Origin of the sequence: Cetobacterium sp. NK01 (assembly GCF_024506395.1) — a bacterium.
Classification (GTDB): Bacteria; Fusobacteriota; Fusobacteriia; order Fusobacteriales; family Fusobacteriaceae; genus Cetobacterium_A; species Cetobacterium_A somerae_A.
In genome coordinates this window covers 664,807-687,874 of sequence record NZ_JANIBO010000001.1, presented here as the reverse complement: position 1 = coordinate 687,874, position 23,068 = coordinate 664,807, and the positions used below count along the sequence as shown (strand labels likewise).

General features: G+C 29.0%; 17 protein-coding genes. 13 read left to right on the top strand and 4 right to left on the bottom strand.

The annotated features are described in order from the left end of the window. Positions 1-44 precede the first annotated feature (44 nt). From NON08_RS03330 to NON08_RS03310, 5 genes are all read left to right on the top strand, one after another. Complete coding sequence (locus tag NON08_RS03330) at positions 45-1,274, top strand: replication-associated recombination protein A (protein WP_023051569.1); 1,230 nt, start codon at positions 45-47, stop codon at positions 1,272-1,274. A 13-nt stretch (positions 1,275-1,287) separates the two neighbouring features. Further along, complete coding sequence (hisS, locus tag NON08_RS03325; protein WP_256690070.1) at positions 1,288-2,529, top strand: histidine--tRNA ligase; 1,242 nt, start codon at positions 1,288-1,290, stop codon at positions 2,527-2,529. 16 nt (positions 2,530-2,545) lie between these two features. Then, complete coding sequence (gene aspS / locus NON08_RS03320; protein WP_256690069.1) at positions 2,546-4,330, top strand: aspartate--tRNA ligase; 1,785 nt, start codon at positions 2,546-2,548, stop codon at positions 4,328-4,330. 324 nt (positions 4,331-4,654) lie between these two features. Next, entirely contained in the window at positions 4,655-6,367 is a 1,713-nt protein-coding gene (gene argS, locus NON08_RS03315) for an arginine--tRNA ligase (RefSeq protein ID WP_256690068.1), read from the top strand. Between the two features lie 106 nt (positions 6,368-6,473). Then, positions 6,474-7,643 carry a putative manganese transporter gene (locus NON08_RS03310; RefSeq protein ID WP_256690067.1) on the top strand — a complete coding sequence of 390 codons (1,170 nt, stop codon included), beginning with the start codon at positions 6,474-6,476 and terminating at the stop codon, positions 7,641-7,643. Between the two features lie 35 nt (positions 7,644-7,678). On the opposite strand, the gene NON08_RS03305 is transcribed toward NON08_RS03310, so the two are convergent. Then, positions 7,679-8,002, bottom strand: a complete 324-nt coding sequence (locus NON08_RS03305) for a hypothetical protein (protein WP_040405967.1) — start codon at positions 8,000-8,002, stop codon at positions 7,679-7,681. 20 nt (positions 8,003-8,022) lie between these two features. Then, positions 8,023-9,225, bottom strand: a complete 1,203-nt coding sequence (locus tag NON08_RS03300; RefSeq protein WP_256690066.1) for a class I SAM-dependent methyltransferase — start codon at positions 9,223-9,225, stop codon at positions 8,023-8,025. A gap of 144 nt (positions 9,226-9,369) precedes the next feature. Between NON08_RS03300 and NON08_RS03295 the strand changes: the two genes are divergently transcribed. Then, positions 9,370-11,502 (top strand): heavy metal translocating P-type ATPase, encoded by a 2,133-nt coding sequence (locus NON08_RS03295; protein ID WP_256690065.1) that lies wholly within the window; start codon positions 9,370-9,372, stop codon positions 11,500-11,502. A gap of 65 nt (positions 11,503-11,567) precedes the next feature. Beyond that, a complete protein-coding gene (locus tag NON08_RS03290; RefSeq protein ID WP_256690064.1) occupies positions 11,568-12,557 on the top strand; it encodes a hypothetical protein in 990 nt (329 codons plus the stop codon). An 11-nt stretch (positions 12,558-12,568) separates the two neighbouring features. Here the strand turns inward: NON08_RS03290 and NON08_RS03285 are convergent, their stop codons facing one another. Further along, on the bottom strand, positions 12,569-14,041 hold the full coding sequence (locus tag NON08_RS03285; protein ID WP_256690063.1) for an ATP-dependent helicase: 1,473 nt from the start codon (positions 14,039-14,041) through the stop codon (positions 12,569-12,571). A gap of 227 nt (positions 14,042-14,268) precedes the next feature. Between NON08_RS03285 and adhE the strand changes: the two genes are divergently transcribed. After that, entirely contained in the window at positions 14,269-16,893 is a 2,625-nt protein-coding gene (gene adhE / locus NON08_RS03280; RefSeq protein WP_256690062.1) for a bifunctional acetaldehyde-CoA/alcohol dehydrogenase, read from the top strand. A 72-nt stretch (positions 16,894-16,965) separates the two neighbouring features. Here the strand turns inward: adhE and NON08_RS03275 are convergent, their stop codons facing one another. Continuing rightward, complete coding sequence (locus NON08_RS03275) at positions 16,966-17,427, bottom strand: DUF2147 domain-containing protein (RefSeq protein ID WP_256690061.1); 462 nt, start codon at positions 17,425-17,427, stop codon at positions 16,966-16,968. A gap of 233 nt (positions 17,428-17,660) precedes the next feature. Here NON08_RS03275 and NON08_RS03270 point away from each other — a divergent pair, with 233 nt between their 5' ends. The 5 genes from NON08_RS03270 to NON08_RS03250 all read left to right on the top strand — a co-directional run bounded on the left by NON08_RS03270 (position 17,661) and on the right by NON08_RS03250 (position 23,042). Then, the gene (locus NON08_RS03270) at positions 17,661-19,163 is read left to right on the top strand and encodes a glutathione ABC transporter substrate-binding protein (protein WP_256690060.1); all 1,503 of its coding nucleotides are present in this window, start codon (positions 17,661-17,663) and stop codon (positions 19,161-19,163) included. 68 nt (positions 19,164-19,231) lie between these two features. After that, a complete protein-coding gene (gene nikB / locus NON08_RS03265) occupies positions 19,232-20,158 on the top strand; it encodes a nickel ABC transporter permease (RefSeq protein WP_256690059.1) in 927 nt (308 codons plus the stop codon). A 13-nt stretch (positions 20,159-20,171) separates the two neighbouring features. Continuing rightward, entirely contained in the window at positions 20,172-21,053 is an 882-nt protein-coding gene (nikC, locus tag NON08_RS03260) for a nickel transporter permease (protein ID WP_256690058.1), read from the top strand. Positions 21,054-21,076: 23 nt separating this feature from the next. Next, a complete protein-coding gene (locus tag NON08_RS03255; RefSeq protein WP_256690057.1) occupies positions 21,077-22,078 on the top strand; it encodes an ABC transporter ATP-binding protein in 1,002 nt (333 codons plus the stop codon). Next, positions 22,068-23,042: an ABC transporter ATP-binding protein gene (locus NON08_RS03250; protein ID WP_256690056.1), complete on the top strand. Its 975-nt coding sequence runs from the start codon at positions 22,068-22,070 to the stop codon at positions 23,040-23,042. The genes NON08_RS03255 and NON08_RS03250 overlap by 11 nt, the downstream gene beginning before the upstream one ends. The last annotated feature ends 26 nt before the right edge of the window (positions 23,043-23,068 follow it).

Genomic DNA, 23,068 nt, shown 5'->3' with positions numbered 1-23,068 from the left:
GTACACAATACGCTTTTTTATTTTAAAAAATAGGTTGTGATTAAATGCAAAGTATATTTGGTGGAAATTTTGAAGATGCAAAACCTCTATCTACTCGTTTAAGGCCTCAGAAGTTTGTAGATTTTAAAGGGCAAGAAAAACTTCTAGGAAAAAATGGTGTTCTTAGAAAAATAATAGAGGGTAAATCTTTATCTAATATGATTTTATATGGACCATCAGGCTCTGGAAAAAGTTCATTGGGTGAAATAATATCTAAAGAGTTAAACTATAATTTTGAGACTTTAAATGCAACAGTAGCAAGTTTAAATGATTTAAGAGAGATTGTAGAAAAAGCTAAAAGAAATTTAGAGTTATATGGGAAAAGAACAATTTTATTTTTAGATGAAATTCATAGATTTAATAAAACTCAACAAGATGCGTTATTGTCTTATACAGAGTCAGGAATATTAATTTTAGTTGGAGCTACTACTGAAAATCCTTATCATAGTCTAAACAATGCACTATTATCAAGGTGTTTAATCTTTGAATTTAAACCTTTAACAAGAGATAATATAAGAGAGATTTTAATAAAAGGTGAAAATTTATTAAATTTACAACTTCCCGAAGAGGTAAGAGATGTTATTTTAGATATTTCTCAAGGAGATAGTAGAGTAGCTTTAAATTACTTAGAATTATATAAAAATAGTTGTATGGGATACTCTAAAGAAGAGATAATAGATATTTTCAGAGAAAGAAAAGCCTCTTATCATAAGGAAGAGGATAAATATAATATAATTTCAGCTATGATAAAAAGTATAAGAGGAAGCGATCCAGACTCAGCAGTATATTGGTTAGCAAGGCTTCTTCATGGTGGAGAAGATCCACGATATATAGCAAGAAGAATATTTATCCATGCAAGTGAAGACATTGGCATGGCTAATCCAGAAGCTATGTTAATAGCAAATAGTGCTATGAATGCAAGTGAAAAAATAGGAATGCCAGAAATAAGGATAATTTTATCTCAGGCAGTTATTTATTTAGCAATATCAACAAAAAGCAATTCGAGCTATATGGCAATAGATAAAGCTTTAAAAGATATAGAGGATGGAGACTTAGAACCGGTTCCAATACATATAGGGACTGGAGCGGTAGGATATAAATATCCTCATAATTATGAAAATAATTTTGTGGAGCAAAAATATAGAGCAAATAGAAAAAAATACTATATTCCAGGAAATAACAGAAATGAAAAACTAATTGAAGAAAAATTAGATAAATTATGGAAATTAAAATAATTGAGGTGATAAAATGAAGCTAATTAAAGCGGTTAGAGGAACTAAAGATATATTTGGAGATGAAGGAATAAAGTATGACTACATAACAAGGACAGCTCAAGAGTTTTTTGGAAATTATGGGTACTCAATGATAAAAACTCCTATATTTGAAGAAACAGATCTTTTTAAAAGAGGAGTAGGAGAGGGAACAGATATCGTTGAAAAAGAGATGTATACTTTTCAAGATAGAGGAGAAAGAAGCATCACTTTAAGACCAGAAGGAACAGCAGCTGTTGTAAGATGCTATTTAGAAAATAAGATATACGCAAAAGAGGAAGTTTCAAGATATTTTTATGCAGGGTCTATGTTTAGATACGAAAGACCTCAAGCAGGAAGACAAAGAGAGTTCAATCAAATAGGTGTAGAAGTTTTAGGTGAAAGCTCACCGATTTTAGATGCAGAAGTAATTGCAATGGGGTATTCTTTTTTAAGTAAAATCGGAGTTACTGATTTAGAAGTAACTATAAATTCTGTGGGAGAAAAAGAAAGCAGACAAAGATATAGAGAAACTCTTTTAAACTTTTTAGAACCAATGAGAGAAGAGCTTTGTGATGATTGTAAAATGAGAATGGAGAAAAATCCACTTAGAGTTTTAGATTGTAAAGTAGATAAATGTAAAGAGTTAACAGCTGATGCACCAATTATAACAGACTCTTTATCAGTAGAGGAAAAAGCACACTATGAAACAGTGAAAAAATATTTAACATTATTTAATGTAAAGTATAAAGAGGATCCAAGACTAGTTAGAGGATTGGATTATTATTCAAGTACAGTTTATGAGATTGTGACAAATAAATTAGGATCACAAGGAACTGTTTTAGGTGGAGGAAGATATGATAATCTTCTAAAGCAACTTGGAGATAAAGAGATACCTGCATTTGGATTTGCAGCAGGAGTTGAAAGAATCATGATGCTTTTAGGTGAGGATTTCCCAAAAAGAGAGTTAGATGTATATATAGCTTGGTTGGGAGAAGCTACTATGGATTCTGCATTTAAGTTAGCTAATGATTTAAGACTTTTTGGAAAATCTGTTGTAATAGATTATGCTTCAAAAGGAATGAAAGCTCATATGAAAAAAGCTGATAAAGTTGGGGCGAAAAATGTTATTATAATAGGGGAGGATGAGATGAATAAAGGTGTTGTTATGCTAAAAGATTTCATCAATAGAACTCAAGAAGAAGTAAGTATAGAAAATATAAAAAACATATTAAAATAATAGAAGGAGAAAAGCGATGACGTATTATAGAACTCATAACTTAGGGGAATTAAGAGCTTCAAATATTGGTGAAACAGTTACTTTATCTGGATGGGTTGATACAAAAAGAGACTTAGGTGGATTAACATTTATCGATTTAAGAGATAGAGAAGGAAAAACACAAATAGTTTTCCACACAGATGTAGCAGAAGTTTCAGTTGTAGAAAGAGCACAAAAATTAAAAAATGAATCAGTTATAAAAGTTGTAGGAGTTGTAAAAGAAAGACAAAGCAAAAATGCTAATATTCCTACTGGTGATATTGAAGTATTTGTAACAGATTTAGAAGTTTTAAATAACTGTGATGTTTTACCATTCCAAATATCTGGAGATGAAAATTTAAGCGAAAATATAAGATTAAAATATAGATATTTAGATTTAAGAAGATCTCAAATGACTAGAAATCTAAAAATGAGACATAAAATGATTATGTCAATAAGAAACTATATGGATGAAAAAGGATTCCTAGATGTAGATACTCCAATTTTAACAAAGTCAACACCAGAGGGAGCAAGAGACTTCTTAGTTCCAAGTAGAATTAATCCAGGAGATTTCTATGCTTTACCACAATCACCTCAATTATTTAAGCAATTATTAATGATTTCAGGAGTAGAAAAATATTTCCAAATTGCTAAATGTTTTAGAGATGAAGATTTAAGAGCTGATAGACAACCTGAGTTTACTCAGTTAGATATCGAAATGTCTTTTATAGAGCAAAAAGATATTATGAATGAGATAGAGGGATTAGCTAAAAGAGTATTTAAAAATGTAACAGGAGAATCAGCTGATTATGAATTCCCAAGAATGCCTTATGCAGAAGCTATGGAAAGATTTGGTTCAGACAAACCTGATACAAGATTTGGTGTTGAATTAAAAGATTTAACAGATATAATGTCAACTTGTGGATTCAAAGGTTTTAAAAGTGCAGTGGAAGCTGGTGGAATCGTTAAAGCAGTTGTAGCTCCAGGAGTTGCAGAGCAATTCTCAAGAAAAATTTTAACTGAATATGAAGATTATGCAAAAACATATTTTGGCGCAAAAGGAATGGCTTGGATAAAGTTAACAGAAGAGGGAGTTAATTCCCCAATAGCTAAGTTCTTTACTGAAGAAGAGATGAATGCAATCATAGCTAGAACTGAAGCAAAAGTTGGAGATGTAATAATGATTGTAGCAGATAGAGCAAAAGTTGTGTATGGAGCTTTAGGTGCTGTAAGATTAAAGTTAGGAAAAGAATTAGGATTAATCAATAATGATGAATTTAAATTCTTATGGGTAGTAGATTTCCCTATGTTCGAATATGATGAAGAAGAACAAAGATATAAGGCTCAACATCACCCATTCACATCAATAAAAGCTGAAGATATGCAGTTATTCTTAGATGGAGAAATGGATGAAGTTAGAACCAACTCATATGACTTGGTATTAAATGGATCTGAAATTGGTGGAGGATCAATAAGAATATTTAATCCTGAAATTCAAAGTAAAGTATTTGAAAAGTTAGGTTTATCTAAAGAGGAAGCACAAGAGAAGTTTGGATTCTTTGTGGATGCATTTAAATATGGAGCACCACCACATGGAGGATTGGCTTTTGGTATTGATAGATGGTTAATGGTAATGTTAAAAGAGCAATCAATAAGAGATGTAATCCCATTCCCTAAAACAAATAAAGGTCAATGTTTAATGACAGAAGCACCAAGTAAAGTTGATGATAAGCAATTAGAAGAGCTTTATTTAGATTCAACATATAATTCAGAAATAGTTTAGTTATAAAAAATATACTATTCATAAGGATTTTTTAATTGAAAAAATAATATAGAAGTGATATAATTGTCTTAAGAATAAATATTTCTGGTCTACTCGCTATTATCTGGAGGTTTTGGGCCTAAGGTCGCTATTGGGATTGGCGCTGTTATTTATAGTTCAGAAAAGTCACGGAAACCCTTGTTTCACGGACCCTGTGTATAGATAATATCTGGTTACCACTTATAAGAAATGGCGACCAAAACCGTAAGGAAGGCGGTAGACTGGAGTTATTCTTTTTAGGACTTTCGAGTCCTTTTTTTTTATTTCACGATGAAAGGAGAATAAATGTTAACTATTGAAAAACAAATAGAAATAATTTTATTAGAAACAGTAAATAATCTTTATCCAGATAAAGATTTAAAACCAATAGAGATAACTGTAGCAACAAATGAAAAATTTGGAGATTTTCAATCAAATTTTGCTATGATGAATTCTAAAATAATTGGTGGTAATCCAAGAGCTATTGCCGAGAATGTTGTAAATAACATAGTTGAAAATAGTGTAATTGATAAAATAGAGATTGCAGGACCAGGATTTTTAAATATATTTTTAAAAGATTCATATTTAGGAGATTTAGTTAAAAAGATTTCAAAAGAAGATTATGAATTTAAAGGCCTTAATATAGAAGGAGATGTAATAATAGATTACTCTTCACCGAATATAGCAAAAAGAATGCATATTGGTCATTTAAGATCAACTATAATCGGAGATTCGATTAAAAGAATGTATAAGTATTTAGGTTATAATGTTGTGGCAGATAACCACATTGGAGATTGGGGAACTCAATTTGGAAAACTAATAATAGGATACAGAAACTGGCTTAATCAAGAGGCTTATAAAGAAAATGCTATTGAAGAATTAGAAAGAGTTTATGTTGAGTTTACAAGACAAAGTGAGGAAAATCCAGAACTTGAAGATCAAGCTAGAGAAGAGTTAAAAAAACTTCAAGATGGTGATAAGGAAAATTATAGATTATGGCAAGAATTTATAAAAGTTTCTCTAGATGAATATGCAAAGTTATATAATAGAATGGGAATAAACTTTGATACATATTATGGTGAATCTTTTTATCATGATTTAATGCCAGGAGTAGTTGAAGAGTTAGAAAATAAGAAAATAGCAGTTGAAGATCAAGGAGCAAAAGTTGTATTTTTCCCAGAGGAAGAGAAACTACATCCTTGTATTGTTCAAAAGAAAGATGGAGCATTTTTATATGCAACTTCAGATATAGCAACTGTTAAATTTAGATTAGCTAATTATAATGTAAATAAATTAATATATGTAACAGATGAGAGACAGCAAGATCACTTTAGACAATTTTTTAGAATTACAGATATGTTAGGATGGAATGTTGAAAAGCAACATGTTTGGTTTGGAATAATGAGATTTGCTGATGGAGTGTTCTCTACTAGAAAAGGAAATGTAATTAGATTAGAGGAACTTTTAGATGAAGGTAAGAGAAGAGCTTATGAAATTGTAAATGAGAAAAATCCAGAATTATCAGAAGAGGAAAAAGATAATATAGCAGAAGTTGTAGGAACAGGAGCTATAAAGTATGCTGATTTATCACAAAATAGACAAACAGCAGTTATTTTTGAATGGGATAAAATTTTAAGCTTTGAAGGAAATACGGCTCCATATTTACAATACTCTTATGCAAGAATTAAATCTATATTAAGAAGAGCAAAAGAGCAGAATAAAGATGTTAAAGAGGATGTTACAATAAAGTTTGTAGATAAAACAGAAAGAACTTTAGCTCATCATTTAACACAATTCCCAGGAGTTATATTGAAAGCAGCTGATAGTTGTAGACCAAATTTAATAGCTGATTATTTATTTGAGTTATCAAAAAAATTCAATAGCTTCTACAATGCATGTCCAATATTAAATCAAGAAGATGAAACTTTATATTCAAGATTGTTATTAGCTGAAAGAACGGCAGCAGTATTGAAAGAGGGATTAAACCTTTTAGGAATAAACACATTAGAGAGAATGTAGAATTAAAACCAGTGTGAGAGCACTGGTTTTTTTTATAAAAAAGAATAAGAGAAAAAATAAGTATAACAAGATTAGATAATAAGAATTTGTAATACGAGGTGAAAGAATGGAGTGGATTTATCTTTTTTATAATGTTACTGTAGAAACTTTTTATAAAGTTGGTGTTTTTGTATCAATATCTTTATTATTAATTGGTTTAATAGATTACAAATTTAATGGAATAATAATAAAACTATTAGAAAAAGATAGGAAAAATCAAGTTTATTTTTCAGCGTTATTAGGGCTAGTTCCAGGTTGTGGAGGGGCAATAGTTGTAGTTCCAATGTATATTTTAGGAAAAGTAACTTTTGGAAGTTTAGTTGCAGCTTTTATAACAACAATGGGAGATGCTGCCTTTATTTTAATTGTGGGAGATATAACTGCATACTTTAAAGTATTAATAATAAGTGGGATAACTGGAGTAATTTGTGGTTTATTTATAGATTATTTTAAGATTGGTGAAAACATAGTTATAAATAAAAATAAGCAAATGGAAAAAGGGAAGGAATATGTAAATGAAGAAAGTGGACATAAACATCATAAACATATAGCGCATAAAAAAGGGGATATAGTTGATAAAATTTTACACAGAAGAACAGATATTAAATATGTATATTTAATAACTCATAATATATGGTATGAAGTTTTTTGGTTTTTGGTGATAATCTCTTTTCCTTTTGCTTTAGAACATTTATTGGATGCTCATATGAATGAAAGTCATTTTGTAATTGAATATATGAATATAAGTGGAAGTATAGGAACAGTTTTATGTATTTTATACACTTTATTAAGCAGAAAAGGAATACAAGGTAGTAACTTTGATAAAACTGAAAGTAAATTAGGATCGATAAAAGAAACTTTAATACACACAGCAGAAGAGGTTGCATTTTTAGTAAGTTGGGTTTTTGTGGCATTTTTAGGGTATGAGATATTATTGAGATATATAGGTGGAGTTGAAGGCTTAAAACTATTTTTAGAAAATAAGGGTTTTTTAGTAGTAATTGGGGCAGTCATTATTGGTTTAATACCAGGTTGTGGACCTCAAATATTATTAGCTGCTATCTATATATCAGGTGGAATTCCATTTTCAGCGTTGGTAGCTAATGCAATCTGTAATGATGGAGATGCATTATTTCCATTGTTAGCGTTAAGTAAAAAGTCAGCTTTACTAGTTACTTTATATAATGTAATTCCAGCTTTATTAATTGGAGGTTTTTTATATTTATTAGAAACTTAAAAAGCAGATGGTCTATGACCATCTGCTTTATTAGTTTAAATTTCATCTAAAAAATCTTCTAATGAAACTAAAGGTTCTAGAAGTTCTAAATAATTTTTATTTGTAGTAGTAGTTACTCGATTAATTTTTATAAGATCTTTATCTGCTAAGATAGAGGCGTTTTCATTTATTTCATTTAAAGAATAGTCTTGTAAAAGATTCTGTAAGTCAATTGTTGTTAAGATTTTTTTTTGTAGTTCTTTTGTGCTTCCATTAGCCATACATCCAAGAGTTATAATCTCTTTTTCTTCAAAGATATCTCCTTGAGAATGAAACTTTAGAAGTTCTCTAAAAATTTTGTCTTGCAGTAATTTGTTCATAAAAATCATCTCCTGATATATTATTTTTTAAAATAATTTTTAAGTAAACTATCTAAAAGCGGATTAACACCTAAAAATTGTAAGTATCTATCATATTCTTTTCTTTTTTCTTCTAGTTTCTCTTCTGAAGGAGAACCTAAAATAGCCTTGATTAGAATATTTTTAGGAGTATGTTCCATATCTATGAATTCCATAACTTTTGTATTATAACCACAAAGTTCTAAAGAAAGAGCTCTTAGTGCATCTGTAGCTAAAGAACTAAATCGTTCTTGTAAAATACCATGATTCCCAAAAGGCGATAGAACTCCTTTTAATTCTGTTGTTGGGGATTTATCTATTTTTTGATTTATTTCTGACTGACAGCAAGGTACAGCTAAAATAGCTTTAGCACCTAATTCTAATCCTTTAAGAATAGAGTAGTCAGTAGCATTATTACAAGCATGTAGTGAGAATATTAAGTCAACATCTTTAAAAATATCAAAATCTTTAATATCTCCTTTTAAGAACTGTAAATTATTAAAATTTAAATCTTTAGCAATGATATTACAATGGTTGATAACATCCTCTTTTAAATCTAAGCCGATAATATCAATATTTAAATTTTTAATATTTTTTAAATAATGATACAAAGCAAAAGTTAAGTATGATTTACCACATCCAAAATCAATTATTTTCATTGAATTACCAATAAGTTTTTTTTCTTGTAATTCTTTTAGTGTATCTTCAATAAATTCTAAATATCTATTTATTTGTCTAAATTTATTAAATTTTTCTTTACTAACTTTTCCAGCTTCAGACATAACTCCAAGTCTAATTAAAAATGGGATAGGTGTGTTATCTTGTAAAATATAATTTTTTTGTTTATTGTGTGAAAGTTCTAATGTTTTACTTTCAGTATTTTTTCTTTTTATAGAAAAACCTTTTTTATTTTGTAAAACTTGAATCTCTTGATTAGATGTAACTATTAAAATTTGTTTAAATGTATCAATAATTTCATCTAAAATGTTAAAGCTATCAGCTAAAGGTTCATTTTTATGAAAAGCCTTATTATTTACAAAACTTTCGAACTGTATAAAAAAATCTTCTTTTATTTGAACAGGTTTTAAATTTATTTTTTTATAAGAACTTTCTTTTGTAGGATTTGAAAAAATTCCTTTTATAAAATTATTATCATTAATACTATCTTTAAAAATATTTAAAATATCATTTTTTAGGTATTTCATATTAAACTCCTTATTTTCAATAATCTATATTATACTCTGTAAGAGAAAAATATTCAAAAAATTTTTGACAAAAATGGTAAATTATGGTATTTTAAGATTATAGATATAGGGGGTATAGGTATACCTCTTTGAGGAGATGAGAGTATGAAAAAAGAGTATGAAATTGTAAATCTACATTGTGGCGGATGTGCTTCAAAAATTCAATATGAATTAGATAGAGTGGAAAATTTAAAAGATGTTAATGTAGATTTTTATTCTAAAAAATTAAAGTTTACTTTAGAAAAAGATATAGAGGAAAAAGATCTTATTGAAAAGCTAAATAAAATTGCAGATAAAGTTGAACCAGGAACATATTTTAAAAAAGTTGATGATGATTCTACAGTTAGCAATCATTTAAATAAAAATGAAGATAATCATACTCATGGTGAAGAATTAATATCAAAAATTGATTTAATAATTTTAACAGTAGGAATAACACTTTTTGTAGTAGGATTAACATTGTCGAAAAGTTTACAAAAAGATATAATTTTAATTATAGCTTATGGTTTATCTGGTTATGATATTTTATTGAATGCTTTAAAAAATATAAAAAGAGGCAAATTTTTAGATGAAAACTTTTTAATGAGTATTGCTACAGTTGGAGCCTTAGGATTAGGAGATTTTGGAGAAGCTGCTGGAGTTATGATTTTTTATAAGATTGGAGAGTTTTTCCAAGATATGGCAGTAAATAATTCTAAAAAATCTATTGAAAAGCTAATGAGTATAAAGCCAGATTTTGCTAATTTAAAAAATAAAAATGGTTCTATAGAAATAGTAGATCCCTCTGAAGTAAATATAGGGGATATATTAGTTGTGAAACCTGGAGAAAGGGTTCCGTTAGATGGTGTAATAATTTCAGGTACAACAACACTAGATAAATCAGCATTAACAGGAGAATCGATTCCTATTATGGCTGAGATTGGAACTGAAATTTTAAGTGGATCTATAAATATAGATGGAACAATAGAATTTAAAGTTACTAAGATGTACTCTCAATCTACAGTTAATAGAATAATAGAAATGGTAGAAAGTGCGGGAAGTAAAAAAGCTCAAGCAGAAAAGTTTATAACAAAGTTTGCAAGATACTATACTCCAATAGTTGTTTTATTAGCTATTATTATAGGATTTGGAACACCGTTGTTATATGATGGAAATTTTAAATTATGGTTCAGTAGAGCTTTAATATTTTTGGTAATCTCTTGTCCTTGTGCTTTAGTTTTATCTGTACCATTAACATTCTTTAGTTCAATTGGTAAAGGATCTAAGGATGGTATATTGATAAAAGGTGGTAATTATTTAGAAAGATTAAAAAATATAGACACAGTAGTATTTGATAAAACAGGAACATTGACAAAAGGTAGTTTTAAAGTTACAAAGGTTGAGGTTATAAAAGGGACAGAAAATGAAGTTTTAGAGTATGCTAAAGCAGGAGAGTTTTATTCTAATCACCCAATAGGAAAGGCAATATTAAATTATGGTGATATAAAAGTTTTTGAATGGGATATTCAAGGACATAATGAAAAAGCAGGTTATGGTATAAATGCATTATATAATGGTAAAGAGATTTTAGTAGGGAGTAAAAAATTTTTAGAAGGTCATAAAATTGAGATTAATATATTAGAAGCTTTTGGAACGGTGGTTTATGTAGCAGTAGATTCTATACTTATAGGAAGAATTTTTGTGGAAGATGAAATAAAGGAAACGTCTAGAAAGACTGTTGATGAATTGAAGGGACAGGGAATTAATGTCTATATGTTAACAGGAGATAATAAAAAAACTGGAAAACATATAGGAGAAATATTGGGAATTGATGAGGATAAAATTTGTACTAATCTTCTCCCACAAGATAAAGTAAATAAATTAGAAGAAATAAAAAGTAGAAGTAAAAAAGGAACTATATTTGTAGGAGATGGAATAAACGATGCTCCAGTTCTGGCAATGGCTGATATAGGAATATCTATGGGAAAGATAGGGAGCGATATTGCAATAGAAAGTTCAGATATAGTATTAATGAATGATGATCCATATAAAATAATAGAAGCTTTAAATTTAGGTAAAAGAAATAACCAAGTGGTTTTAGAAAATGTTGGATTTGCTTTAGGTGTTAAGATTGTTGTTATGATATTAGGAGTTTTAGGAATTGCTAATCTATGGCTAGCTATTTTTGCAGATGTAGGTGTATCTGTATTAGCTGTTTTAAATGCTTCGAAAATTTTAACTAAAAAATCTATCAATTAAAAGAGAGCTATGCTCTCTTTTCTTTTTTATGTTATAATATTCTAAAAAAGAAGAGGGAGAAAGAGATGTTTTATTTTATTTATGGTGATATACCACTTCCATTGAAATATGAAGAATTATTAGAGAAAATAAAAAAGTCAAATCCTAATATTCCAACAAAAATTTATGATGCTTCTCAAGGAGAGGAAGAAAATTTTTTAGAGAGTATTTCAATAAATTCAATGTTTGCATCGAAAGAGTTGCTTGTTTTAAAAAGAGCTGAAAAATATAAAAAATTGGATCAATTATTAAAAATAATTGGGGATTATGATTTAGGAAAAAAAGAAATCATAATTACTTATGAAGAGGAATTAAATGATTTTGGCAAAGCATTTAATGAAGTTGGTAAAAAAGTTTTGACAAATGCAGAAAAATTAGGAAAAATTATTGTGGCAAGAAAATCTATGGAAAAAAAGGGTGTTCAATTTTTTATAGAGAAAGAATTAGAAGTATCTGAATATGAAGCGGAAAAATTAGCTGAGGTACTGGGAGATGATTTTTTTAAAGTAAAAAATGAAGTTGAAAAAATAAAGAATTTTCTTGGAGGAAAAAATTTCATATTAGAGCAAGTGTTACCAATTTTATCAATAAGCGATGAATACAATTTGAAAAAACTTGTTGAAGAATTTTTAAATTCTGATAATAAAGGTGTATTATTAGAATATTTAAAAAAAACTAAAGAATATATGCTATTTTTATATTTAGTTTCAGAAGAGTTAAATTTAATACTAAAACTAATAAGTCTAAAGAAAATAGGTGAACTAGGAGAAAATATGTCTTATAATGATTTTAAAGCAAATGTCTATGAAAAAATAAAGAGATATTTTAAAAATAACAGAGGATTTATAAGAGAATATCCTATTTTTTTAAAGTTAAAGTATGCTTCATTATTTAATGAATTATTTTTATTAGAAAAAATTGAAGACCTTTTAGAAGTTGAATTTTTAATAAAAAATGGTGGAATAGAAGAGAGTATTGGAATAGAAAAATTTATAATAGAATTTAAAAGAGGATAGTTCAAGATAGACTATCCTCTTTTAATATTAATAAAATTTGAAGAAATTGTTTCTATAAATGGAGAGGGTACATTAAAGAATCCAAAATCATTATAATAAGAAAGAGGATAGGATAAAAATATCTCTTTTTTAGCACGAGTTAAAGCTACATAGAAAAGTCTTTTTTCTTCTTCATAATTAAAGTTACCTATAGATGTTGGAATGATTCCATCAAGAAGAAGTGGAATGAAAACATAATCCCATTCAAGGCCTTTTGAGCTATGAATAGTTAAAAAACTTATTTTATCATTAGAATTAGATGAAAAATTTATATTTTTAAAAATATTTTCTAAAAAAGGATTTGGTGATATATAAAACTCTAAGTTTAAAGATTTGAAAAATTTAATAAAATCTTCCATATAAATATAATTTCTAAAAAGAATTCCAATTGTAATATTATTATCTTTTTTCAAAATATTTTTAATTTGATTGTAAATAAAATTAATTTCATCTAAGCTATTTTTAAAAATAGTTAAAGTAGGTTTTTTTAAGGATATATTTTCAGATATTAGTTTTTTATGGAAGCATTGCTTTAAATTTTTAGAAAATTCATTAGATAAAGTCACTATTTCATGTGTACTTCTATAATTTTTTTTTAAAGTTATAGTTTTAGCAGAAGAAAAATCATTGTAAAAATTTAATATATTATCTATTAAGGTTCCTTTAAAACTGTATATACTTTGATAATCATCACCAACAACCATTAAGTTTCCTGTTTTAGAAAGTAATTTTAAAATATCCACTTGAATTTTATCAGTATCTTGATATTCATCAACCATAATATATTGAAATGTTAAAGGCAATAAATCTAATTTTAATAAATTATAGAAATTAATAAGCAAATCGTCAAAAGTATAAAAATTTTCTATTTTTTTTAAATTATCTAAATCTTGAAAAAACATTTTAATAATTAATTGTTGTTTTTTTTCTAGTTTTTTAAATGTATAACTTTTAAAAAATATTTCTTTTGAAACAGAGAGAAAGTTTACTATAAAATCATGACAAAATAATTTTTTAATATCTTTATAGTAGATCGATTTTTTGCTTAAAGTAATAATTTCATCAATAGTTAATAGTTTAAAAAATTTATTTTGACTATATTTTTTTAAAAATTTATATGCTAAAGAATGAAAAGTTTCTATATGTATATTAGAGGTTGGTAAAAATGTTAAAATTCTATCATTAATTTCGATAATAGCTTTTCTAGTAAAAGTTAAAATTAGAATATTATTAGATGGAGTTTGCAATTCAAGCAATAGAAGAGCTCTATAAATTATAACTCTTGTTTTACCAGAACCAGCTCCTGCAAGAACTAAAAAATATCCATTTAAATTTATTACGGCCATTAATTGATCAAAATTCAAATTATTAATTAGAAATTTTTTGAAATCTTCCGATAAATTTAAATTTTTAAAAGATATGTTATCTAAATAGTTTTTTATCATAAAATTATCTCTCCTTCTCAATAAAATAAAGCTTAATAGACTATACCTCAATAATGGAAAAAAGTCTAATAAAGGTGATATAAATTTGAATAATGGGTCTAAAAGTTAAAAATGGTTAAAAAGTGATGGTTAAAAATTTTAAAAATAGGCGAAAAAAAACTTTTAAAAACACTAAAACACAAGTATACTAGCATTATAAAATAAAAATTCACATAGGAGTGATGTTTATGACATTAATAAATACAATAGAAAAAGTAAGATTAGCACAAAAAGAGTATTCAAAATTTACTCAAGAACAAGTGGATGAAATTTTTAGAGAAGCTTCATTAGCAGCTAATAATGCTAGAATAAAATTAGCTAAAATGGCAGTTGAAGAAACTGGAATGGGAATTGTTGAAGATAAAGTTATAAAAAATCACTTTGCTTCAGAATATATATATAATTCATACAAGGATACAAAAACTTGTGGGACTATAGAAGTTGACGCAGCTTATGGAGTTGAAAAAATAGCTGAACCAATTGGAGTTATTGCAGGTATTGTACCAACAACTAATCCAACATCAACAGCAATATTTAAAGCACTATTGGCTTTAAAAACAAGAAATGGAATTATATTTTCTCCACATCCAAGAGCAAAAAATGCAACAATTGAAGCAGCTAAAATAGTTTTAGAGGCAGCAGTAAAAGCAGGAGCTCCAAAAGATATAATAGGTTGGATTGCAGAACCATCAGTTCAAGCATCTAATGATCTAATGAAAATGGCAGATTTAATATTAGCAACTGGAGGACCAGGAATGGTTAAAGCTGCTTATTCATCTGGAACACCAGCAATTGGAGTTGGAGCAGGAAATACACCAGTAATAATAGATGAAACTGCACATATAAAAATGGCAGTAAACTCAATCTTATTATCAAAAACTTTTGATAATGGAGTTATATGTGCTTCTGAGCAAGCTGTAATAATTCCAACTTCAATTTATGATAAAGTAAAAGAAGAATTTTTAGCAAGAAATGCTTATATTTTAAAAGGTGAAGAAGTAGATAAAGTAAGAAAAACAATAGTTATAGATGGACATTTAAATGGAGATATCGTAGGACAATCAGCTTATAAAATAGCTCAGATGGCAGGAGTAAATGTTCCAGAAAATACAAAAGTTATTATAGGAGAAGTTGAATCAGTTGAGTTAGAAGAACCATTCTCACACGAAAAGTTATCACCAGTTTTAGCAATGTATAAAGCTAAAAACTTTGAGGATGCTTTAAAGAAAGCTGATAGATTAATAGAGCTTGGTGGAATGGGACATACATCAGTTTTATATGCAGATGAGTTAGTTGCAAAAGATAAAATTGATTTATTCGGAAAAACAATGAAAACTGGTAGAACTCTAATAAATATGCCAGCAGCTCAAGGAGCGATAGGAGATGTATTTAACTTCAAATTAGCACCATCGTTAACATTAGGATGTGGATCGTGGGGAGGAAACGCTGTTTCTGAAAATGTTGGAGTTAAACATTTAATAAACATAAAGACAGTTGCTAAAAGGAGAGAAAATATGCTATGGTTTAGAATTCCTGAAAGAGTATACTTCAAATTCGGATCTCTTCCAGTGGCTTTAGAAGAATTAAAAGGAAAGAAGAAAGCTGTTATAGTAACAGACCAACAATTAGCTTCTTTAGGATATACAGATCATATTACTACAGTTTTAGAAAGTATTGGAGTAGATTTTAGAGTGTTCTCAGATGTTCAAGCTGATCCAACTTTAAGTGTTGTTGAAAAGGGTGCAGAATTAATGAGAAGTTATAATCCAGATGTAATCATAGCTTTAGGTGGAGGTTCAGCAATGGACGCTGCTAAAATTATGTGGGTTATGTATGAGCATCCAAAAGTAAACTTTAAGGATTTAGCAATGACATTTATGGATATCAGAAAAAGAATAGTTAAATTCCCTAAAATGGGAGAAAAAGCTGAATTCTGGGCAGTTGCAACTTCAGCAGGAACAGGATCAGAAGTAACTCCATTTGCAGTTATAACAGATGATACTACAGGAGTAAAATATCCTTTAGCTGACTATGAAATTACACCAAATGTAGCTGTAGTAGATCCTCAATTAATGTTATCAATGCCAGCTGGATTAACAGCAGCATCAGGAATAGACGTAGTAACTCATGCTATAGAAGCATATGTATCAATAATGGCTTCAGAATTTACAAATCCATTAGCATTAGAAGCAACAAGATTAACATTTAAATATCTTCCTGAATCAGTAAAAGGAGGAGCATTAGCAGTAAAAGCTAAAGAAAAAATGGCAAATGCATCATGTATGGCTGGAATGGCATTCTCAAATGCATTCTTAGGAATATGTCACTCAATGGCTCATAAATTAGGAGCAGCATTCCATTTACCTCATGGAGTAGCAAATGCCTTATTACTAGATGAAGTAATTAGATTTAACGCAACAGATAGACCATTTAAAATGGCAGGATTTGCACAATATAAATATCCACATGCAAAAGAGTGTTACGCAAAGTTAGCTGACTACTTAGGATTTACAAAAGGAAATGAAACACCAGAAGAGAAAGCTAAAATTTTAAGAAAAAAGATTGCTGAATTAAAAGCTGAAATTGGAATAAAATCAACAATAGCTGAGTACGGAATTTCAGAACAAGAGTTTTTATCTAAGTTAGATCAAATGGTTGAGGATGCTTTTGATGATCAATGTACAGGAGCAAATCCAAGATATCCATTAATGAGTGATTTAAGAGAAATGTACTTAAGAGCTTACTATGGGCCAGAGAAATATTTAGCTATGCAAAAGAAAAACGAAGAAAAAACTGAAAAGAAAGCAAAATAAAATTAGCCACCTTAATTAAATTTAGTCGTATAAAATGAAACCTCCTAATATTTTAGGAGGTTTTTATTATAGCTATTTAATTTTTTTCCAAATTTGTTTAGAACCTATAAATCCAGATCTATCTAAACTTCCTTTTACAACAATAGTATTTGGATTTTTAAAAGAGATAGAACAGTAGTAAGTTTTTCCATTTTCTGGATTATAAATAAATCCATTTTCAAACCTATCTTTTTCAGTATTGTATGTGAAATCACTAACAAAATTTATACCAACAAGAGGTCTTGTTTTTAGTTTTTCATCAGGGTTAGCTAAATCCATCTTATTTTTTCCTTCTAACTTATGACCCTTTTCATATGTAGGGATAGTTAATTGATTTATTTTTCCAAAATATTTATTATTGATTTTATAAAACTCAACAATTATTTGGTTTCCATTTTTTGCCTTTTCTGTTATCCATTTTCCTTGAATATCATCTTCTTTTGAGAAAGTTAAGGCAGTTAAAATTAACATAAATAGTAAAATTATTTTTTTCATATTGTTCCTCCAAAATATTTATTTTTATATTATAACAGGTGTAATACAATAAATCAATACTGAAAAAAAGAACAAAATAAAAATATTTTTTCTTTTTTTGGTAATATTAAAAAAATTTATTTATTGAATAGTTAAGATTTATTAAATAAATTTGATTTGTACGATATAAAAGGTTATATTTTATTAACAATATTAAATTATTGAAATAAAAAATATGATGCAGGGGGAAAATAATGAAGAGAAAAATACTTTTATTAAGTACTTTAGCAGTTTTTTTAGGTTTTAACTTTGAGGCAAAAGCTGATAAGAATACCCTAGTTATAGCTAATGGTGCAGATGCAAAAACATTGGATATACACGCAACAAACGATGCACCATCAGCAAAGGTTTCAGGACAAATTTATGATACATTAGTAAAGCAGGATACAAATATGAATATAGTACCTGGATTAGCGGAAAGTTGGACTCAAGTTGATGATAAAACAACAGAGTTTAAATTAAGAAAAGGAGTGAAATTTCATAACGGAAAAGAACTAACTGCAGATGATGTTAAGTTTTCCTTAGATAGAATGAAAGCTTCACCACAAGTTTCACACATAATAAAAGCTGTTGATTCTGTAGAAGTGGTTGATGATCATACGGTAAGAGTAAGAACATCGACACCATTTGGACCTTTATTAAGCCATTTGTCACACAATGCTGCGGGGATTTTAAATAAAGAAGCTGTTGAAAAAGCAGGGGGAGCGTATGGACAGCATCCAGTAGGAACAGGTCCGTATAAATTTGTTAGCTGGCAAGCGGGAGATAGAATAACATTAGAGGTGAATCCAGATTATTATTTAGGAAAAGCGCCTACAGAAAAAGTGATATTTAGAAGTATTGTAGAAGGAACAAATAGAACTATCGGATTAGAAACTGGAGAAGTTGATATAGCTTATGATATAGATCCAGTGGATAAGAATATGGTGAGAGATAATGATAGATTAGAGTTGATAGAAGAACCTTCACTATCAACAACATATTTAGGATTTAATATGGAAAAGGATTCTCTAAAAGATAAAAAAGTTAGACAAGCTATAGCATATGCCTTAAATACTCAAGATATAGCAGATGCAGTTTATCAAGGATCAGCACAAACTGCAAACTCATCAATTGGACCAAAAGTATTTGGGTATAATCCAAATGCAAAAGCATATGAATACAATCCAGAAAAAGCAAAGGAGTTATTAAAAGAAGCTGGTTATGAAAAAGGATTGAAATTAAAATTATGGATAAATGATAATCCTATAAGAAGAGATATAGCTGTAATAGCTCAAGATCAACTTAAGCAAGTAGGAATAGACGTGACAATTGAAACTTTAGAGTGGGGAGCATTTTTAGATGGAACAGCAAGAGGAGATCATGATCTGTATATTCTTGGATGGGTATCTGTAACAGGTGATGCAGACTATGGATTAGATCCATTATTTAACTCAGCAAATAAAGGTGGAGCTGGAAATAGATCATTCTATTCAAATCCAAAAGTAGATGAGTTATTAGTAAAAGGAAGAAGTAGTGTAAATCCTGAAGAGAGAAAAACTTATTACTATGAAATTCAAGATATTGTACAAGAAGAAGTGCCTGTATTAACACTTGTTTATCCAACGCAAAATATTGGAGAGCAAAAAGCTGTAGAAGGATTTAAAATGCATCCAGCAGGACATCATAAAGTTTATGGAACTTATAAGACAAAATAAGAATATTTTAGAAAGGAAACCAATTTAGGTTTCCTTTCTAGTATAAAGCAAATAAAGGGGGCCACACAATGTACAAATATATAATTAAGAGAATATTATTGTTAATACCTGTACTGTTAGGTGTTTCGTTTTTAGTATTTACAATAATGTCATTTACACCAGGAGATCCAGCACAGCTTATATTAGGGGAAAGTGCACCAAAAGAAGCTGTAGCACAACTAAGAATGGAGATGGGATTAAATGATCCATTTATAGTTCAATACTTAAGATTTGTTAAAAATGCAGTAGTAGGAAATTTTGGACAATCTTATACAACAGGAAGAGAAGTGTTTGGAGAGATATTTTCAAGATTTCCAAATACATTAATACTAGCAGTCTTAGGAATAATTATAGCTGTTTGCATTGGAATTCCATTGGGAATAATCTCTGCAACAAAACAGTACACATTAATTGATAGTGTAAGTATGATAGGAGCTTTATTAGGTGTGTCCATGCCAGTTTTTTGGCTAGGATTAATGCTTATTTTAACATTTTCAGTTAATTTAAGATGGTTACCTTCTGGAGGATTTGATGGATTTAAAAGTTTGATTTTACCATCTCTTACTTTGGGAGTAGGATCAGCAGCCATAATTACTCGTATGACTCGTTCTTCAATGTTAGAAGTTATAAGACAAGATTATATAAGAACAGCCAGAGCTAAAGGTGTAGCAGAAAAAGTTGTTATAAATAAACATGCATTAAAAAATGCATTAATTCCCGTAATAACAGTAGTTGGACTACAGTTTGGAGGACTTTTAGGTGGGGCTGTATTAACAGAATCAGTTTATTCATGGCCAGGTGTAGGAAGAATGATGGTTGATGCCATAAGACAAAAGGATACACCAACAGTTTTAGCATCTGTAATTTTCTTGGCAGTGACATTTAGTGTTGTAAATCTAGCTGTAGATATACTATACGCTTATGTAGACCCAAGAATAAAATCGCAATACAAATAGAGGGGTGAATAAAGTGACTACGACAAAGAATGAGAATGTGGGGAAAAAAAGAAGTCAATGGGCAGAGTTATGGAAAAATTTAAAAAGAAATAAAATGGCTTTATTTGGATTAATAATTCTAGTGATTATAGTTTTACTAGCAATATTTGCAGATCAAATTGCAAACTATGATCAAGTTGTAATAAAGCAAAATTTAAGAATGAGGTTAAAACCACCTTCAGCACAACATTGGTTAGGGACTGATGAATTTGGAAGAGATATTTTTGCTAGATTAGTTCATGGAGCTAGAGTTTCTTTAAAAGTTGGTTTGATAGCAGTTGGGATAGCAATTGTAATTGGTGGTTTTTTAGGAGCTATAGCAGGATATTATGGTGGTAAATTAGATAATATAATAATGAGAGTAATGGATATATTTTTAGCTGTGCCTAGTATATTATTAGCAATTGCTATAGTGTCAGCATTAGGACCAAATCTTTTAAATTTAATGATAGCTGTTAGTATATCTTCTGTACCTAGATATGCTAGAATAGTAAGAGCATCTGTTTTATCTATAAGGGACCAAGAATTTATCGAAGCTGCTAGAGCTATTGGAGCAAGTGACGCAAGAATAATTTTTAGACATATTATTCCAAATTCTTTAGCTCCAGTTATTGTTCAAGGAACTTTAGGAGTTGCAAATGCAATATTATCAACAGCAGGATTAAGTTTTATCGGATTAGGAATTCAACCGCCAGCTCCTGAGTGGGGATCAATGTTATCAGGAGGAAGACAATACTTAAGATACGCGTGGTGGGTAACAACATTTCCAGGAGTATCAATAATGATAACGATATTATCTTTAAATCTTTTAGGGGATGGATTAAGAGATGCACTAGATCCAAGATTAAAACAATAATTACAGTGGGGAGATGGACGTAAATGGAAAAATTATTAACTATAAAAAATTTATCTATAAATTATGAGACAAATGAAGAGAAGGTTTTAGCTGTTACTGATTTAGAAATTGAATTAGGAGAAGGAGAAACATTGGGATTAGTTGGTGAAACTGGAGCGGGGAAAACAACGACAGCTTTAGGAATAATGAGGCTAGTTCCAAATCCACCAGGGAAAATATTATCAGGAGAAATAAATTTTCAAGGTAGAAACTTATTAACTATTTCAGAAGAAGATATGAGGGCTATTAGAGGTAGACAAATAAGTATGATTTTCCAAGATCCTATGACATCTTTGAATCCGGTATTAACAGTAGGAGATCAAATTGCAGAAGTTATTCAAATACATGAAAAGCTTTCTACAAAAGATGCAATGGAAAAAGCTAGTGAAATGTTGGAATTAGTAGGAATACCTGGGAATAGACTAAATGATTATCCTCATCAGTTTTCAGGTGGAATGAAGCAAAGAGTTGTAATAGCAATAGCTTTAGCTTGTAATCCAAAACTTTTAATAGCAGATGAACCAACAACAGCTTTAGATGTTACAATTCAAGCTCAAGTATTGGATTTAATGAATGATTTAAAAGAAAAATTAAAAACATCAATGTTATTAATAACTCATGATTTGGGTGTTGTTGCTCAAGTATGTGATAAAGTGGCTATTATGTATGCAGGAGAGATTGTAGAATCAGGAACACTATATGATATATTTGAAAAACCAAAACATCCATATACACATGGTTTGTTTGACTCAATACCAAGCTTAGATGAAGAAGTAACAAGATTAAAACCAATAAAAGGATTGATGCCTGATCCTACAGATTTACCATCAGGGTGTAGATTTCATCCTAGATGCCCATATGCTCAAAGTGAATGTTCAAAACAAAGCCCTAGAACAACTGATGAAAATGGACATAAAGTAAAATGTTTAGCTTATGAAGGGGTAATCAATGTACCAGAGCTACAAAGGGGGAGAAATGGCAGATAAAATATTAGAGGTTAAGAATTTGAAAAAATACTTTAATACTCCAAAAGGACTTTTACACGCAGTAGATGGAGTTTCATTTTCTATAGAAAGAGGAAAAACACTAGGTGTTGTTGGTGAATCTGGATGTGGAAAGTCTACAACAGGAAGGGTTGTATTAAGACTTCTTGAAGCAACGGATGGAGAGATTATTTTTGAAGGTAAAAATATAAGAGAGTACGGAAAATCAGAAATGGTTAGACTAAGAGAAGAGATGCAAATAATATTTCAAGATCCTTATGCATCTTTAAATCCTAGAATGACAATTAGTGAAATTATTGCAGAACCATTGATTATACATAAGAAATGTAAGAATAAACAAGAATTGCAAGAGAAAGTAGCTAAATTGATGGAAACTGTTGGTTTAAGTGAAAGGTTAACAAATACATATCCTCATGAATTAGATGGTGGAAGAAGACAAAGAATAGGAATAGCAAGAGCTTTAGCTTTAAATCCAAAATTTATAGTTTGTGATGAGCCTGTTTCAGCTCTAGATGTTTCTATTCAAGCTCAAGTATTAAATCTTATGAAAGATTTACAAGAGGAGTTCGGACTTACATATATGTTTATAACTCATGATTTATCAGTTGTAAAACATTTTTCTGATGATATAGCAGTAATGTATTTAGGTGAACTTGTAGAAAAAGCTCCAGCAAAAGAGTTGTTTAAAAATCCAGTACATCCATATACAAAAGCATTATTATCAGCAATACCTATTCCTAGTATAAAATATAAAATGAACAGAGAACGATTAAAAGGAGAGATAACATCACCAGTTAATCCAGGAGTAGGATGCAGATTTAGAAAAAGATGTAGTATGGCTATTCCAGAGTGTGGAAATTCAACACCTGCATTAAGGGAGATATCACCAGGACATTTTTATGCTTGCCATTTAGTAGGTAAAGATGATAAAAAAATAGAAAAATAAAAAGGATAACTCTAAATTAGATTAAA

Bases quoted from the DNA above. Each gene is read 5' to 3' on its own strand.
- NON08_RS03330 (WP_023051569.1), top strand. From the start codon at position 45: ATGCAAAGTATATTTGGTGGAAATTTTGAAGATGCAAAACCTCTATCT.
- hisS (WP_256690070.1), top strand. From the start codon at position 1,288: ATGAAGCTAATTAAAGCGGTTAGAGGAACTAAAGATATATTTGGAGAT.
- aspS (WP_256690069.1), top strand. From the start codon at position 2,546: ATGACGTATTATAGAACTCATAACTTAGGGGAATTAAGAGCTTCAAAT.
- argS (WP_256690068.1), top strand. From the start codon at position 4,655: ATGTTAACTATTGAAAAACAAATAGAAATAATTTTATTAGAAACAGTA.
- NON08_RS03310 (WP_256690067.1), top strand. From the start codon at position 6,474: ATGGAGTGGATTTATCTTTTTTATAATGTTACTGTAGAAACTTTTTAT.
- NON08_RS03305 (WP_040405967.1), bottom strand. From the start codon at position 8,002: ATGAACAAATTACTGCAAGACAAAATTTTTAGAGAACTTCTAAAGTTT.
- NON08_RS03300 (WP_256690066.1), bottom strand. From the start codon at position 9,225: ATGAAATACCTAAAAAATGATATTTTAAATATTTTTAAAGATAGTATT.
- NON08_RS03295 (WP_256690065.1), top strand. From the start codon at position 9,370: ATGAAAAAAGAGTATGAAATTGTAAATCTACATTGTGGCGGATGTGCT.
- NON08_RS03290 (WP_256690064.1), top strand. From the start codon at position 11,568: ATGTTTTATTTTATTTATGGTGATATACCACTTCCATTGAAATATGAA.
- NON08_RS03285 (WP_256690063.1), bottom strand. From the start codon at position 14,041: ATGATAAAAAACTATTTAGATAACATATCTTTTAAAAATTTAAATTTA.
- adhE (WP_256690062.1), top strand. From the start codon at position 14,269: ATGACATTAATAAATACAATAGAAAAAGTAAGATTAGCACAAAAAGAG.
- NON08_RS03275 (WP_256690061.1), bottom strand. From the start codon at position 17,427: ATGAAAAAAATAATTTTACTATTTATGTTAATTTTAACTGCCTTAACT.
- NON08_RS03270 (WP_256690060.1), top strand. From the start codon at position 17,661: ATGAAGAGAAAAATACTTTTATTAAGTACTTTAGCAGTTTTTTTAGGT.
- nikB (WP_256690059.1), top strand. From the start codon at position 19,232: ATGTACAAATATATAATTAAGAGAATATTATTGTTAATACCTGTACTG.
- NON08_RS03255 (WP_256690057.1), top strand. From the start codon at position 21,077: ATGGAAAAATTATTAACTATAAAAAATTTATCTATAAATTATGAGACA.
- NON08_RS03250 (WP_256690056.1), top strand. From the start codon at position 22,068: ATGGCAGATAAAATATTAGAGGTTAAGAATTTGAAAAAATACTTTAAT.